This is a genomic window from Roseomonas sp. TF40, from assembly GCF_057219975.1.
The window spans coordinates 63,331-78,441 of the sequence record NZ_JBXVVR010000002.1 but is presented as its reverse complement, the minus strand read 5'-3'; the positions used below and the strand labels follow the sequence as shown (position 1 = coordinate 78,441).

Annotated in this window: 9 protein-coding genes; 4 read left to right on the top strand and 5 right to left on the bottom strand. The window is 73.4% G+C overall.

The features are described from left to right. Positions 1-36: 36 nt before the first annotated feature. From AC2D9U_RS06445 to AC2D9U_RS06435, 3 genes are all read right to left on the bottom strand, one after another. Entirely contained in the window at positions 37-2,481 is a 2,445-nt protein-coding gene (locus tag AC2D9U_RS06445; protein WP_484747461.1) for a glycosyltransferase, read from the bottom strand. A gap of 40 nt (positions 2,482-2,521) precedes the next feature. Beyond that, on the bottom strand, positions 2,522-4,477 hold the full coding sequence (locus AC2D9U_RS06440) for a DUF6212 domain-containing protein (RefSeq protein WP_484747459.1): 1,956 nt from the start codon (positions 4,475-4,477) through the stop codon (positions 2,522-2,524). Positions 4,478-4,736: 259 nt separating this feature from the next. After that, positions 4,737-9,425, bottom strand: coding sequence for a glycosyltransferase family 2 protein (locus AC2D9U_RS06435; protein WP_484747457.1), 4,689 nt, complete (start codon positions 9,423-9,425; stop codon positions 4,737-4,739). 186 nt (positions 9,426-9,611) lie between these two features. Here AC2D9U_RS06435 and AC2D9U_RS06430 point away from each other — a divergent pair, with 186 nt between their 5' ends. Continuing rightward, the gene (locus tag AC2D9U_RS06430; protein ID WP_484747455.1) at positions 9,612-10,808 is read left to right on the top strand and encodes a phosphotransferase; all 1,197 of its coding nucleotides are present in this window, start codon (positions 9,612-9,614) and stop codon (positions 10,806-10,808) included. Here the strand turns inward: AC2D9U_RS06430 and AC2D9U_RS06425 are convergent. Beyond that, the gene (locus AC2D9U_RS06425) at positions 10,790-12,139 is read right to left on the bottom strand and encodes a dihydroorotase (protein ID WP_484747453.1); all 1,350 of its coding nucleotides are present in this window, start codon (positions 12,137-12,139) and stop codon (positions 10,790-10,792) included. The genes AC2D9U_RS06430 and AC2D9U_RS06425 overlap by 19 nt on opposite strands. Before the next feature lie 3 nt (positions 12,140-12,142). Further along, on the bottom strand, positions 12,143-12,811 hold the full coding sequence (locus AC2D9U_RS06420) for a GntR family transcriptional regulator (protein WP_484747451.1): 669 nt from the start codon (positions 12,809-12,811) through the stop codon (positions 12,143-12,145). A 105-nt stretch (positions 12,812-12,916) separates the two neighbouring features. Here AC2D9U_RS06420 and AC2D9U_RS06415 point away from each other — a divergent pair, with 105 nt between their 5' ends. The 3 genes from AC2D9U_RS06415 to AC2D9U_RS06405 are packed head-to-tail and all read left to right on the top strand — an operon-like array spanning position 12,917 to position 15,111. Then, positions 12,917-13,636, top strand: coding sequence for a maleate cis-trans isomerase family protein (locus AC2D9U_RS06415; protein ID WP_484747450.1), 720 nt, complete (start codon positions 12,917-12,919; stop codon positions 13,634-13,636). Between the two features lie 7 nt (positions 13,637-13,643). After that, entirely contained in the window at positions 13,644-14,606 is a 963-nt protein-coding gene (locus AC2D9U_RS06410; RefSeq protein WP_484747448.1) for an ornithine cyclodeaminase family protein, read from the top strand. Continuing rightward, positions 14,596-15,111: a hypothetical protein gene (locus tag AC2D9U_RS06405; protein WP_484747446.1), complete on the top strand. Its 516-nt coding sequence runs from the start codon at positions 14,596-14,598 to the stop codon at positions 15,109-15,111. The genes AC2D9U_RS06410 and AC2D9U_RS06405 overlap by 11 nt, the downstream gene beginning before the upstream one ends.

The following is a 15,111-nucleotide window of genomic DNA, read 5'->3' as shown; positions in this document are numbered from 1 at the left end:
ATGTCGCCGCCTCGGCGCGGCGACCAGCGGGGCGGGCTATTTTTCGAACCAGCGCGCCAGCTGCGCGGCGAAGGGGGCGAGCGCCGTGGCCGGGTCGGGCAGCGTCGCCGCGCGCGCCTGGGCCCCGGCGGCCAGCCGCGCGCGGCGCGCCGGATCGGCCAGCAATTCGCGCAGCAGCGCGGGCAGGCCGGAAGCATCGGGAATCAGCAGCCCATCCGCGCCGGGCTGGATCAGGCGCGCCGCCGGGTGATCCGGCAGCAGCACCGGCACGATCCCCGCCTGCCAGCCCTGCTGCACCGCCAGCACCGAGGCCTCCCCCTGCAGCGGCTGCACCAGCAGGTCGGGCGGCGGCCCCGTGCGCGTCACGCCGAGCGCGGCCAGGGGCCCGAGCGCCGCGAAGCCCGCGCCCTGCGCCTGCCAGGCGACCGGCAGCCCGGCCTGGCGCGTCGCCAGCACCAGCCGCGCCAGCGCATCGCGTTCCGCCGGGGCGGTCGCGGCCCCGGCCTGCAGCGCGGCGCGCAGCGGGCCGGGCGCGCGGGGCGGCGGCGGGGCGGCGGGGGGCAGGCCCGGCGCATAGGTGGCGAGCTTCGCGGGCGGCACGCCCTCGCCCTGCAGCCAGTCGCGCAGCTCGGGCGTGGCGGCGAGCATCAGGTCGTAGACATGCTCGAAGGCCAGCGCGAGATAGGGGTGCCCGGTGCCGCGGCCGAGCTGCGTGCGTTCCAGCGCGTGCAGATGCGCGACCAGCTTCATCCCCTGCTTGCGCAGCTCGCCCAGCACGGCGGAAAGCGCGGGGGTGTGGCTGCAGACCAGCACGTCGAGCTCGGTGAGCAGGCCGAGCATCGGCTTGTCGGCGCCCTCCATGTCCCCGGCCAGGGCGATCTTCTCGCCCATGAAGCCATGCGGCGCGGCCGCGGGCAGGGGCGAGGCGAGGAAGGAGATGCTGTCGAAGGCCGCGCGCGCCGCGGCGTCGAGCGTGATCGCGCGGTCCTCGATGACGAAGAGATGCGTCGCATGGCCCTCGGCGCGCAGCGCGGCGGCCATTTCGGCGGCGATGCGCCCCACGCCCGAGTCCAGCCCGCCGGGCACGGCGAAGCCGATATGGCGCTGGCTGCCCTGGCGGGCGCGCGGCATCACATGGTCGGCGCCGATCGCCTCGGCCAGATGGTCGCCATAGCGGCGGATCGGCGGCATGGCGCTGGCCTCGCGCCAGATCCAGCGGCGGCGCGCCGGCGCTTCCTCCTGCCGCAGCCGGGCGAGGGTGGCGTCGGGATGGGGGGTTTCCGCAGGCGGGTCGAAGGCGCCCTCGGGGGCCGGCAGGCGCATGGTGAGATGACCGAGGCGTGCGCCTGCCGCGATCGGGCCGGCGCCGCGCGCGGCCTCGCGCAGCGCATCCTGCCCCGCCGCCCAGCCGATCGGCGGGCCATCCGGGGTGCTGTCCAGCTCGAGCGCGATGCCGAGCGGGTCGGCGACCAGATGGATCGCCACGGCATCGAAGCGCGTGCATAGCCGCTGCACATGCCACAGCAGGTTGGCGAAGACGCCGGCCTCGCGCAGCGCCCGCTCGGCGGCCGGCGGCAGCCACAGCGCATGGGCCGGCGTGCCCTGGATCTCGGGCTCCAGCGTCTCGGCCGCATAGGCGTCGAGATGGTCTTCCAGGCTCAGCCGGCGCGCCGGGCGGTCGGGGTCGGAGAACCAGGCGACCTCGCCCGCGGGGCTGTCGAACAGCGCGAAGCGGGGCGCTTCCTCATGCTCGAAGGCCAGCAGGTTGCGCAGGGAGAACAGCGCGCGGTGCTTGGTGCGCATGTAGGTCAGGATGGAGGCGCGCAGGCGGTTGGAATCGCGCAGCATGCTCTCCGCCCGCTGGCGGTATTCCAGGCCGAAGGAAGGGTGGCAGCGGCCGCGGAATCCCTTGGCCAGGGCCTGCAGCCAGAACTCCCAATCCTCGAAGCCCTGGCGCATGGATTCGTCGAAGCGGATGCCCGCGTCGAAGACGCGCCGGTGCACCAGGCTGCCGGCCTCGCAGATGTTCTCGAAGGTGATGTGCGCGAGGCGCGAATAGGGCGCCTGGTGGCTGGCCGACCACTCGATGCCGAACTTGTCGATGCTGGGGTAGATCCAGTCCGCGCCGGAACTGCGCAGCAGGCCCAGCGCATTCGCCATGGCCGTGGGCGTCAGGCGGTTGTCCGCGTCGAGGAAATAGATCGCCTCCAGCGACGGCCAGGCGCGCAGCGCGAAGTCGATGCCGAAATTCCGCGCCGAGCTCAGCCCGCCATTGGTCTTGCGCAGATAGGTGATGCGCGGATGCGCCATCGCGTAGCTGGCGGCGATGGTGCGGGTTTCCTCGAAAGGGCAGCCATCATCGACGATGACGATGGCGTGCTCGAAATCGCCGCGCTGCGCCAGCGCGCAGTCCAGCGCCTCGGCCAGCAGGCCGGGATGCTTGAAGACGGGCACGATCAAGGCGAGGGTCGGGGCGGTCATTGCTGCGCGCGATCATGCGCCCATTGCCGCGCCGCGGAAATCAGGCGGAGAGGCGCAGGCCCGTGCAGGCGACGGAAAGCATGCGGCTGTCGCCCGCCGGCTTGTGGGCGCGGCCGAAGGCGAGGTCGAGCACCAGCACGCGGTCGCGGCGATGCGCCACGGCGGGGATCGGGATGCGCGCCACGAGGCCTTCCGCCAGCGAGCCCAGGAAGCAGGCCTCGCTCGGCGCGCCATTCACGGCGCAGCCCAGGGAGCCCTCGGTCAGGCCCGGCGCGGTGGCGGCGATCAGCACCTCGATCACCTTGGCGTCGCGCGGCACCGCCTGCAGGCGCAGCTTCACATCGGCGCCGAGCCAGCGCCAGGCGTTGTCGCCCTCGCCCTCCAGGGCGTGGAAGCCCTGGCCGCTGAAGTCGCGGGCGGGGACCAGCAGCTCGGCCGGCGCTTCCGCGGGCAGCTCGGCCGGCACGGCGCGCGGGCCGGCCAGGCGCGGGGCGGCGACGGTGGCGCCGAGCCCGCAGAGCCGCGCGCTGACCGGCGCGGCCTCGCCCGGCGTGGTGCGGCGGGTGAGCACATAGAGGTCGCTCGGCGTCTCGCCGGCGGGCAGGAAGAGGTGCAGCGGCGCCGCACCGGCCTCGTCGATCGCGACCCAGCCGGACCAGGCGGTGGCGGGCTCGGCCTGCTCGGCCAGGGCCAGCGCGGCCTCGGGCGAGTCGGCGGCGGCCAGGGCGAAGGCGATGCTGCCGGCGGGCGCGCTGGCGCGGCCGGTGGCCTGGGCCAGCAGCGTGCCGGCGGGCAGGGCGCCGGCCAGGCGGCCCAGCGCGATGCCGCGGCGCGCGGTGTCGCAGGGCAGGCTGTCATCGGCCAGGGCGCGGCGGGTCAGGGTGGCGCCGTCGCGGGTCAGCTCGATGCTGGCGAAGGGCAGGCTCACCTGCTCGAAGCCCGGGCCGAGATCCTCGGCGCCGGTGAGGTGGTCGATTTCGGTCAGCGGCGGCATCACGCCGGGCAGGCCGGTCCAGACCTTGAAGGCGAGGCTGCGCGGCGCGGGGGCCGTGCCGTCCTCGCCCTGGGCGCGGAAGGCCGGCAGCGGCTGGCGGGCGCCAAGGCCGAGCGCGATGGTGCCGCCCGAGACCTCGACGGAGAGGCTCAGCGTGCGCGACAGGCCGGTCAGCGCGCGATCCAGGCCGAGCACCTGCCAGCCGGGCGCAAGGCGCGGGGCGGCGATGCGCCAGGCGGCGCGTTCCTGCCCGTCCTCGAGCGAGGTCAGGCGGATGTCGAGCACGGCGTCGGGGGTCAGCGGGGTCTCGGCCAGGTGCAGGGCGATGGCGCTCACGCCCCGGCTGGCGACCGGCAGCAGCTGGGTGATGCGGCGGATATTGGCCTCGTTGCCCAGGCGCAGCGCGGTGTCGGCCACCGGCGGCTCGGCGAAGACGCAGTCGAAATCCTGGCGGTTGTCGCGGGCGACATAGGCCTCGAGCGCGGCGAGGCGCGCCTGGTGGTCCTCATGCGCGACGCGCAGATGGCCAAGGCTGCGCAGCGAATCCGCCAGCAGCCCGGCCTGACGGCGCATCAGGGCGGTGGAGCCGGTGACGATGGCCACGGCCAGCGCCATGGCGTCGCCCGGTTCCATGCGGGTGACGAGCGGGGCGGAGTCGCTGCCCGGGGCGCCGGCGATGGCGGCCTCGAGGTCGGCCGCGCCGTCCTCGGTGAAGGCGATGGCGGCGAGGCAGAGGGGCGGCAGGGCGGGCAGGGGCACGCGCTGGCCATCGGCATGGACGACCAGCCCGGCCTCGGGGTCGCGCTCGAGCGGCAGCAGGGTGACGGGCACGGCCATCAGGTCGCGCGCCAGGGTCCATTCGGCGGCGGCGATCAGGATGGTGGGCTCGCGCAGCGCGGCGACGAGGCTGGGGGGGAGGGCGGCGAGCGCGGCGGGGCTGATGCCCGCCTCGGAGGAGGAGAGCATCCCGGTCTGCGCGGCCTGGGGATGCGTGATCAACATGGGGGGTCGTGGGTCTCGCTCTTGATGGCGTCACCCTAACGCAACCTTAAAATGGAGAGAAGTCCTATTTTTGAGACAATGCCGATTGAGGGGTGTCTGACGTGTCGCGCCGGATGAGGCGCGGCGCGCGTTCCGCGACTGAGCGGCGCGCGGGATCGGATATAAGGTATTGATAAATATGATTTTTGCGGATGACTCTGCATCCGGGCCGGATGCGGTCGCTGATCGAATCAGGCCGAATTGTGGACCAAAATCTTTTTTATGATACGTCGTTGAGTGGGGCCAGGAAGCCATCCGGCCCCAGCGTCACCGACAGCCCGCCCTGGCCGAAGCCGCCGCTGCCCTCCGCCAGCATCGCCGCGTAGCGCCGGTACTCCGCCGCGCCGTTGTAGTGCTGCCCGCGCGCGATCTCCTCGAGGATCTTCCGCCGGAAGCCCGCGTGATACTTGAAATGCGCGAAGACCGCGTGCCGCCGCCAGACGGTGAGGTTGGCCGCGCTGTGCAGCCCCTCGCTGAGCCGCACCCCCGGGTGGTAGCGGAACATCGCCACCTTCTCCGCCACGAAGCCGTTCGGCTCGCTGTGCGGCAGCAGCCGGTGGCGCAGCGCGCTGACCTGCTGCACCCGGTTGCTGTAGTAGCAGCCTGCGAGCCGGTAGGGCGTGACCGGCTGCCGGTCCAGGAAGGGCGCGGCCTGGAAGGGGTCCTGCGCCGTGAAATCGGCTTCCTCGAGGCTGCCGAAGGGGTACATGTCCGCCATCCACAGCGGCACGGCATCCGCCCCCTCCGCCGTCACCTCGGCGATGAAATCCGCGAGCCTGCGGCTGCGCCAGCCGGGATAGATCAGGAATTCGTCGGCATCCGCCACCACCGCCCAGCGGCCCAGGAAATGGTGGCCCAGCACCGTCTGCTGCCAGGTCACCCCGTAATGCGAGGTGCGGTATTCCGAGGCCGCCGAATAGACCACCACATCGGGCTGGCCGAGCAGCCACTCACGCGAGCCATCGTCGGAGGCATTGTCCACCGCGTAGAAGGCACGCACGCCCAGGCCCCGGTAATGCGCCAGCAGATGCGGCAGCATCGTCATCTCGTTGCGCGCCGCCAGCACCACGCCGAAGGGCTCGGCCTGGGCGCGGGCGAGCACGTCGCCCTCGCTCAGCAATTCCAGCTGGTGCGCGTGGTAGTCGGTGCCGACGGCCGTGAAGCTCGGCCAGAGCCGCTTGGGCTGCAGCTGAGGCTGCCCGGCCAGCGCGGCGGCCCGCACCTGGTCGGCCTCGCGGTCCAGATGCGCGACCTTGGCCGGCGCCAGCGCCGAGGGGAAGAAGGTGTTCTCGTAGATGCCGATCGGGTGCGCGGCGCCGAAGGTGCGCCGGCGCTGGTAGCTTTCGTAGTCGGTGTTGGCCGGCGCGATGCCCCCCAGCGCCAGCAGGTCGCCGACCAGCTTGTCCTCCATGAAGGAGCGCGCGATCAGCCCCTGCCCGGCCTCGCTGCGCGCCGCCGCGCCGAGTGCGCGCATGGCATGGCGTGACAGCGCATAGACGCCCCCGCCATCGCAATAGGTCGAGGGCTCGGGCGAGCGGTCGATGCTGCGCGCCCGCGCGGAGCTGGATTTCAGGTGGTGCCACACCCGGTCCATGCCGCCGACCGGGCGTTCCAGCAGCCGGCCGTAATAGTGGTGCGCGCGGTAGTCGAAGCTGCCGAAGTAGTTGGCGGCGCTCAGCGCGCAATCATCGTCGATCTTGATCAGGATCTGCGCGTCGGTATGGGCTTCCACCCAGGCCACCATCCGCAACGTCTTGGCCGGCAGATCCTCATAGGCGTCGGAGACCGCAAGGCGCAGCACGTCGCCATCGAGCCGGTCGTCGCCATCGCCCACCACGACAATGCAGCGCGCCCCCACGGCGGCGAGGTCGCGCATCCAGGTCTCGCGGATCGCGGCGACGCGGCTGTCGAGGTATTTGTTGCAGGAATAGACGCAGACCAGCACGTCCCCGGCCAGGGCGCGGGGATCGCCGCCACCCAGGACCCGGCCGGCCAGGGCTTCGGGCGGGGCGCCATAGCGTTCGGTGAAGGCGCCGCCCAGAACCTCCAGCACCTCACCGAGGCAGGCGGGGGCCTGGTGCGGCGGCAGGCGGGCGAGCCGCGCCAGCCCCGCCAGCAGCGGCGCCGGCGGCACCCCGCCCGCCGCCGCCGGCAGCGCGCGCAGCACCGCCGCGCCGAAGCGGCCCAGCAGATCGACCGCGGCCGCGCTGTCCGGCGCGGCGCGCGCGGCCAGCAGGCTCAGCATGTCGAGCCCGAGATGGTCATGCCGCGCATCGGCCAACAATTCCGCCAGTTCCACCGCGCGGTCCGCGCCCTTCGCCGGGGCGTCGGCCAGCGCGGCGCAGAAGGCGCGCTGGGCGCCATCGGCCATCCCGCGCGGCTGGGGGCGCATCTCCCGCAGCAGGTCGCGCACGCCCTTGGCATCGATGCCGAGCGTGGCGAGCCCGCCCTGCGGCGGCGTGCCCGGATGCGCCAGCACGCGCACCGCCTCCTTCGCATCGGTAGCGGCGAGGTCGGCCACCAGCCGCGCCACCCAGCGCGGCGGCGCCGCACTGCCCGGCCGCATGGCATGGGCCGCCAGCTCCCGTTGCCAGACCAGCGCCTCGGGGTTGCGCTGGTGGCGGAAGAACTGCGTTGCCCGGTGCAGCCGGTCGAGCCGCTCGTCGATCAGGCCGGGCGCCTCCATGGTCGCCATCAGGGCGCGGAACTGCGCCTGTGCCTGGCGCAGCAGGCTCTGCGGCGGCTCGGCGCGGGCAGCGGGCGTGCGCGCCCAGGCCTGCCAGAAGGCGGGGGCGAGGCCGTAATGGCGCAGCGCCGCGCGCACCATGTCCTGCGCCAGGTAGTCCGGCACGGCGGGGCGGCGCGTCAGCAGCAGCACCATGGCCTGCACCAGGTGCCGGTCATGCAGGCGGGAGAACCACTCGCCCTTGAAGGCATCGAGCAGGCTGAGCACGGCGTAGCGGAAGCGCTCCAGCTCGCTCGCCGGCGCCTCGCCCGCACTGGCCAGCGCCTCCATCCGGCGCAGGGCGAAGCCGACGCAGGCGGTGTTGATCCACCCGCCCTTGCACCCCGCGAGGCGATACAGCGCCTCCGTCGCGCGCCGTGCCTCGCCGCCCGCCGCCAGCAGGGCGACGGCGGAGCTCAGCGCCCAGGCGTCGCCGTGGTTCTCATGCCCGTACCAGGTGGCGAGCGGGATGGCCTCCGCCAGGCGCGGCAACTCGTCCGTCGCGGCCAGGTTGGGCACCAGGGCGAACCAGAAATGCTCGCGCCCCGCCCCGGTCAGCCCCTGCGCGGCGGCGACCTGCAGCGCGAGGTCCATCAGCGGCGCGTCATCCGCCGGCATGGCGGCGCTGACGGCGCGCAGCGCGGCCCAGACGGCGAGGCGCGTCGGGTCCTCGGGCGGGGGCAGCGGCGCGGCCAGGCCGGGCCCCTCGGGCGGATCCTCGCGCTGGAGGAAGCCGGCGAGGTTCAGCTTCCGGGCGAAATCGCGCAGCGCCCCGGCGGGCTCGGCCGGCAGGTCGCGCCGGAAGCGCCCGAAGGCGAGATGCTCCACCGCCAGCAGGGATTCCGCCTGCGCCTCCGGCGTGGCGTCGCCGCGCGCCGCCGCCCGGGCCAGCGCCGCCAGCGCCATGTCGCGGGTCAGGCGCAGCGGCCCGGGGGGCAACACATCCCCCGCCTGCGTCACCTCCAGCACCAGGCCCGCCGCGGCATCGGGGAGCTGCCAGATCGTGCCCGGCAATTCGATGGCGAAGCCGTGCCGGTCGGGCGCCAGCGGCCAGCAGGCGATGGCCACCTCCAGCGCCACGCCCTGGCAGCGCAGACCGAGCGCGGGCGCCGGGCCCGCCACCTCGCCGCGCAGCACGAAGCCATCCAGATGCACCGCCGGGGCGACCTCGGCTGCCGCCTCGGGCGCAGGCGGCGAGAGGGGCGTCGGCGGGGCGAGCGGAATGATCCCGCCGGCCAGCCGCGCGCCATTGCCGAGCAGCTCGATCACCCCCACGCCCGCCCGCAGCGCCGCCGGCAGGTCGAGGCTGAAGGCGATGCGCCGCCAGGGCGCATAGCCGTCATCCTCGGAGTCCCGGGCGGCCTGATCGGCGGCGGCGATCAGCGAATCGCCGGGCAGGCGCGGCTCGCCCGCGAGCTGCGCGGCCACGGGCAGGGCAACGCCATCGGCCAGCACCTCGATCCGCGGCAGGGCGCCGCGCGTGCGCAGCCAGCCGGTGATGCGGCCCTCCGCGATGCTCTCGACCAGGCCGGGGGCGTTGACCCAGCCGCGCGCCTCTTGCCCCTGCTCGAAGGTGACGGTCACGGCGGTGGGCTGGCGGGCCTCGGCGCTGGCGCGGGCCAGGGCGGCCTGGGCCTCGGTGGGCAGGGGCAGGCGGAAGGCCTGGGGCATGCCCTCGGCGCTGGGGGCGGGTTCGGCCTGGGTGGGGAAGCTCGCGGCGCCGATCTGCAGCCTGGCCGGCCCGCCGGCCCAGCCCGGCGCGTCGAGGAAGCCGTGCAGCGCGGTGGCGCCGATGCCCTCTTCCGGCAGCCAGGCGGTGCGGCTGCCCGGCACGAAGGGGCCGAAGGCGGGTGTCGCGAAGACGGGCATGGAGGCGCGCAGCCGCAGCCCCGGCCGGTGGGGCTTGCGCAGCGCCATGGTGGCCTGCCAGGCGCCCTCGCGCAGCAGGTGTACGCGCCCCGGCTCGGCCAGCAGGGTCAGCGGCAGGATCTCCGGCACCGGCGGGTCGAGCGGCAGGATTCGCTCGATCCCCCAGGCGCCGTCGATCATGTCGGTCAGGATCAGCGCGCCCCGATCCGGCCGGATCGAGACATGGAACAGGATGTTCGCGTCGTCGATGTCGAGGTTGACGCTGTCCCACTGGCTGGCGCGCGGGTAGCAGATGCAGCGATAGATCTCGAGCACGGGCGAAGACCCTCACGGCGGGCAGGGATCGGCAGCACGCCGGGCGCGCGGAGCCACGCTTTTTTTCTTAACGGTCCTGCCCCATATCGTAAAGCGAGTGTCACAATGGCGCGAGCGCGGCCAGCGCCATCAAAGCGCGGTGCTGGAGCATCGCCGCGTCGCGCCGGAACGAAGATGGGAGCCGCCTTGCCGAACAGTGTCGATCACGCCGCGCTCGATCAGGCCGTGCGGGCGCTGGAGCAGGGCGATGCCGCGGCGGCGGAGGCCGCGATGGCGCGCGCCTTCCCCACCCAGGGCGGGGCGGCGCTGCTGCGCGATCCGGCCCGGCTCGACCAGCTGGCCAAGGCGCTCAACGCCGACCTTGCCTGGTCCAGCGCGTTGCTGGTGCACCGGCTGATGGTCGCGGCGGGGCATGTGGCCTATGGCGATCTGCGCCCCTGGCTGAGCTGGCGCGTGGCGAACCAGCCGCTCTTCCACCGCATGTTCGAGGAAGCCGCGCCGCTCGATCGGCTGCGCTCGCATTTCGAGGCCCAGCTCGGCCAGCCCATCGCCGCGATGCGCACCACGCGCATGCGCCCGGGCCTGATCGCCATGGCGATCTTCCGCCACGACGTGACCCTGGCGCGCGGTGGGGAGGAGGTGTCGATCGTCGAGAAGGTGCTCAGCACCGAGCCCTATGACCTGCGGCGCGTGGAGCAGGAGGACCTGCTGTTCACCCAGATGCCGGCGGCGGCGCTGATGGCCACGCCCTATTACGGCATGAAGCTGGACGGCCCCTTCGCCTCCAGCTTCCACGGCTTCTTCGATGGCGTGCCGCTCGACATCTCACGCTGGGTCGAGACGAATGCCGAGCTGCTCTACCGCTACTGGTCGATCGTGCCGCCCGAGCGGCTGCGCCGGGGCCCCAAAATCGCCCCCGTCTACTACGACAACCTCTTCCGCCTGCAGCAGGGCGAGCTGCTGCCGCAGGTGGCCGCGCATCTGCATGTGGTGACGCCTGAGCAGGTCGCGCAGACCATCAATGACCGGCGCGAGGCGATCGACGCGCAGATCGCCGCCATGCCGCGCTTCGTCTTCCATGACGACCTGCATTGCGGGAACATCCTGGTCGATGCGCGCGGCGCGATGGCGATCATCGACTGGGACAATTGGGCGATGGCGCCGCTCGGCACCGGCTGGCATTTCCACGCCGAGGAGGATTGGATCGAGGAGATCCAGCTCTCGCGCGTGACCTGGGCGCGCGCGCTGCCACCTGGCATGGGCGTGCGCGAACTGATGCTGATGGCCGCACTCTGGGGCTGGCACAAGGCGCTGCGCGAGGCGAAGTGGCTGCTCGCCGCGCGCTGGCTCGAGAAGATGCTGCGCTATTCCGAACCGGCCTGACCCGCCCGGCGCAGCACCCGCCCGCGCGGCGCGCCGACCAGCCCGGCCGCATCCGCGATCTGCGCGCCGCGCAGCCAGGTGCCGATCGGCCAGCCGGTGACGCCACGTCCCGCGAAGGGCGTGCGCCCGGCGCGGCTCATCTGCTGCGCGTCGGTGATCTCGCCGCGCCGCTGCGGGTCCACCAGCACGAAATCGGCATCGGCGCCGACCGCGAGGCTGCCCTTGCCGGCCAGGCCGAAGCGCCGCGCCGGCCCCGCACTGGTCAGGCGCACGAGGTCGCCCCAGCCGAGGCGCCCCTGCGCCACGGAGTCGAGCAGCAGCGGCAGCAGGGTCTGCACGCCCGGGAAGCCGCCCGGCGCGGCCCAGATATCCGCCTCGCCCGGCTGCTTCTCGGCCCTTGTGTGCGGCGCGTGGTCGGTCGCGATCAGGCTGATCCCGCCGCCGGGGCGCAGCGCCGCCCAGAGCGCGTCCTGGTCGGCCGGGCCGCGCAACGGCGGCAGGATCTTCGCCCAGGGGCCCTGGCGGCGGATCTCCGCCGCTTCCAGCAGCAGGTAGTGCGGCGTGGTCTCGGCGCTGAGGTCGAGGCCCTGCGCCTGCTGCACCAGCGCGAGCGATTCCACGCAGCTGATCTGGCGCAGATGCAGCGCCACACCTGTCTCCGCCGCGGCTTCCAGGGCGCGGCGCGTACCCTTCGCCTCGCTCGAGGGGGGACGGGAGGCGAAGAAATCCAGCGGGTCGCCACCCGGCCGGCGCAGCCGCGCCTCGGCCTCCGCGATCACGCCGTCATCCGCGGGGGTGACGCCGAGCACGATTCCCGCGGTGCGGCAGGCGCGCATCACCGCGCGCAGCGTCGTGTCCTCGCGCAGCAGCAGCGCGGGCGGCATGTCGCCCAGGAAGACCTCGAGGGAGACGGCGCCGGCCGCGGCGAGTTCGGCGACATGCGTGGCTTCCGTCGCCGCCGCCTGCAGGCCGATATCGACATGCGCGCGCCCCGGCACCAGTGCGGCCTTGGCGTGCCAGTCGGCGGCGGTGAAGGTGGGTGGCAGGTCGGTGGGCATGACCAGCGCCGTGGTCACGCCGCCCATCGCCGCGGCGGCGCTGCCGGAGCCGAAATCCTCCTTGTGCGTCAGCCCGGGGTCGCGGAAATGCACATGCGCATCGACGAGGCCGGGCAGGACGACGAGGCCCGTGGCGTCGATCGTCGCCCGCGCCACGGCGGCCTCGCCGGGGGCGAGCCAAGCGGCGACACGGCCTGCCTGCAGCGCGAGGTCCGCCGCCTTCAGGCCCTCCGGGGTGCCGATCAGGCCGCCACGGACCAGCGTGTCGAACAAGGCTCAGCCCTGTCGCGCGACGGCGCGGCGCGGCCGCGCGGGCGTGCGATGGCCCAGCACATGCGCGGCATTGGCGTTGACATGCGCGATGACCAGCTGCTCGGCCCGCGCGCCGTCGCGGTCGCGCAGCGCATCCACGATCACGTCATGCTCATGGCCGAGCGTCTCCGGGTCGCGGTGCTGCGCGGCGAAGCTGCCCAGCGCCGGGCGCAGCAGCAGCCGCAGCCGCCGTGCCTCCCCCGCGATGCGCGGCCGGCCGCCAAGCTCGCAGAGCCGGTCATGGAAACGCTCATGCCGCTCGACCCAGCGCGCGGGATCGACCAGCACGCTGCGCATCGCCTGGACCAGCGCATCCAGCTCCTCGACATCGGCGGGGCCGGCGCGGCCCGCGGCATGGCGCGCGCAGACTCCCTCGAGCACGGCGCGCATCTCGAAGATCTCGGCGAGGGAGCCCTGGTCGAGCTGCGTGACCACCGCGCCGCGATTGGGCCGCAGCGTGACCAGCCCCTCGGCGTCGAGCTGGCGCAGCGCCTCGCGCACCGGCATGCGGCTCAGCCCGAGATGCTGCGCGACGGCTTCGGGGCGGATGCGTTCGCCGGGACGCAGGCGGCCGTTCAGGATCTCCTGGCGCAGGAATTGCGTGCACAGGTCCTGTGCGGATTCGCTCGGCATGCGGCGGGCCTCCTGCGCGCTGCTTGACGCCCGCGCCTTATCGGTCCTGTATTGGATTCTTGGATCCAGAACAAGGTCGCCGGCTTGAGCTCCTCGTCCCCCCCGTTGCAATTCGGCCCGGCGGGACGCATCGGCCTGGTCGTGCCGGCGAACAACTCGGTGATCGAGCCGGAATTCTGGTCCGCCCTGCCGCCGGGCGTGGCGCTCTACGCCACGCGCATCCTCGCCAAGGGCGACCTGACGCCCGAGGCGGTGCGCCGCATGGAGGGCGCGATGGACCGCGCGGTGGAGGAACTCGCCGCCACGGGCGTCGATGTGATCCTGCTGGCCGACATGGTCACGAGCTTCATCATGGAGCCGGGCTGGAACGCGCAGCGCACGCAGGCGGTGGCGCAGCAGACGGGGGCCGCCTGCGCCTCCGCCTGGAGCGCGATGCGCGATGCGTTGACCGCGCTGGGGGCGAGCCGCATCGCGCTCGGCACGCCCTATCCGGCGGCGATCCATGCGCTTGCGCCCCCTTTCTTCGCGCAGGAGGGGCTGCACCTCACCGGCCACGCCACGCTCGACATCCTCGCGATGCGCGACGTGCCCGAGGTGCGCACCGCGCGGCTGGAGGCCTTCGCGCGCGGCATCGCGCGGCAGGGCGCGCAGGCGCTGGTGCTGCTCGCCACCGACCTGCCGAGTTTCGGCTCCATCGCCGCGCTGGAACGCGAACTCGGCATCCCGGTGCTGAGCTCGAACCTCGTGCTGCTGTGGAAGGCGCTGCGGCTTGCCGGCAACGAGACCCACCTGAACGGCCTCGGCACGCTGCTCGCGGCGCATTGAGGGAAGCGTGAAACTGCTCTCCGAAGCGGCGCTGCGCCGGCTCCTCACCCCCGAGATGGCGGTGGAGAGCAGTGCGCGCGCCTTCATCGCGCTGGCGCGCGGCGAGATCCTGGTGCCCGTGCGCTCGGAGATCGCGCGCCCCGACGGGCTCGGCGTGGTCTTCGCCATGCCGGGCTACCTGCCGGGCCGCGTCTTCGGGCTGAAGGTGATCGCCACGCGCGCCGCGGCGAGCACCGCGATGGTGCTGCTTTTCGATACGGAGACCCTCGCGCCGCTCGGCCTGCTCTCGGCGGATTACCTGACGGATTGGCGCACCGGCGGCGGCATCGCGGCGGCCACGCGGCTGCTCGCGCGGGAAGACAGCCGTGTGCATGTGGTGTTCGGCGCGGGACGCCTCGCCGGGCCCTGCGCGCGGCTGGTGGCGCAGGTGCGGCCCCTCACGCGCACGGTGATCGTCAGCCGCACGCAGGCGCGCGCGGAGGCGCTGGCCGCGCAACTCAGCGCGGACGGAATCGCGGCCGAGGTCAGCGCCGATCCCGCCTGCGTGGCGGCAGCCGACATCGTCACCACCGTCACCAATGCCGCCACGCCCGTGTTTCCCGGCGCGGCGCTGCGGCCGGGCACGCATGTGAATCTCGGCGGCGCCTTCCGGCCCGACACGCGCGAGGCGGATGACGACCTCGCGCGCCGCGCGCTGGTGTGGTGCGACAGCACCGCCGCCTGCCTCGCCCGCGCCGGCGATCTGGTGCAGCCGCTGGCGAGTGGCGCGCTGGACCGCGCGCGCGTGCTCGGCGATATCGGCGCGGCGCTGGCGGGCGATCTGCGCGGGCGGCGCGATGCGCAGGAGATCACGCTGTTCAAGTCGCTCGGCAATGCGGCGCAGGACATCTGCCTCGCCGCCGATGCGCTGAGCCTGCCCGGCCTCGACGTGCCGGCATTCGATGTGCAAGGAGAAGATGATGGCGGGTGAGTCGGCAGACCTCTCGGCCGAGATCCTCGATGAGGTGGCACGCGCGGGTGTCTCGCTGGTGGCGAGCCTGCCGGATGGCTGGATCGCGGGGCTGATCGCGCGCTGCGACGCCGATCCGCGCTTCCGCCATGTGCCGGTGAACCGCGAGGAAAGCGCGATCGGCCTGTGCTCCGGCGCCTTCTTCGCCGGCACGAAGGCGGCGGCGCTGATGGGGGCGAGCGGCTTCCTCACCTGCGTCTATGCCATCACCAAGATCAACTACACCTACCAGATCCCGCTGCCGATCTTCATCACGCTGCGCGGCGACATCGGCGACAAGGCGAAATACCATGTCTCGAACGGGCTCTATCTGCGCCCGATCATCGCCGCCATGGCGATGCCCTTCATCGAGCTGAAGGGCCGCGCCGATTTGCCCGAGATCGGCCGCGCCATCCGCCATTCGCACACCGTCGCGCGGCCCGTGGTCATTGGCCTGCCGCGCGCCATGCTGAAGGGGGCCGATTGA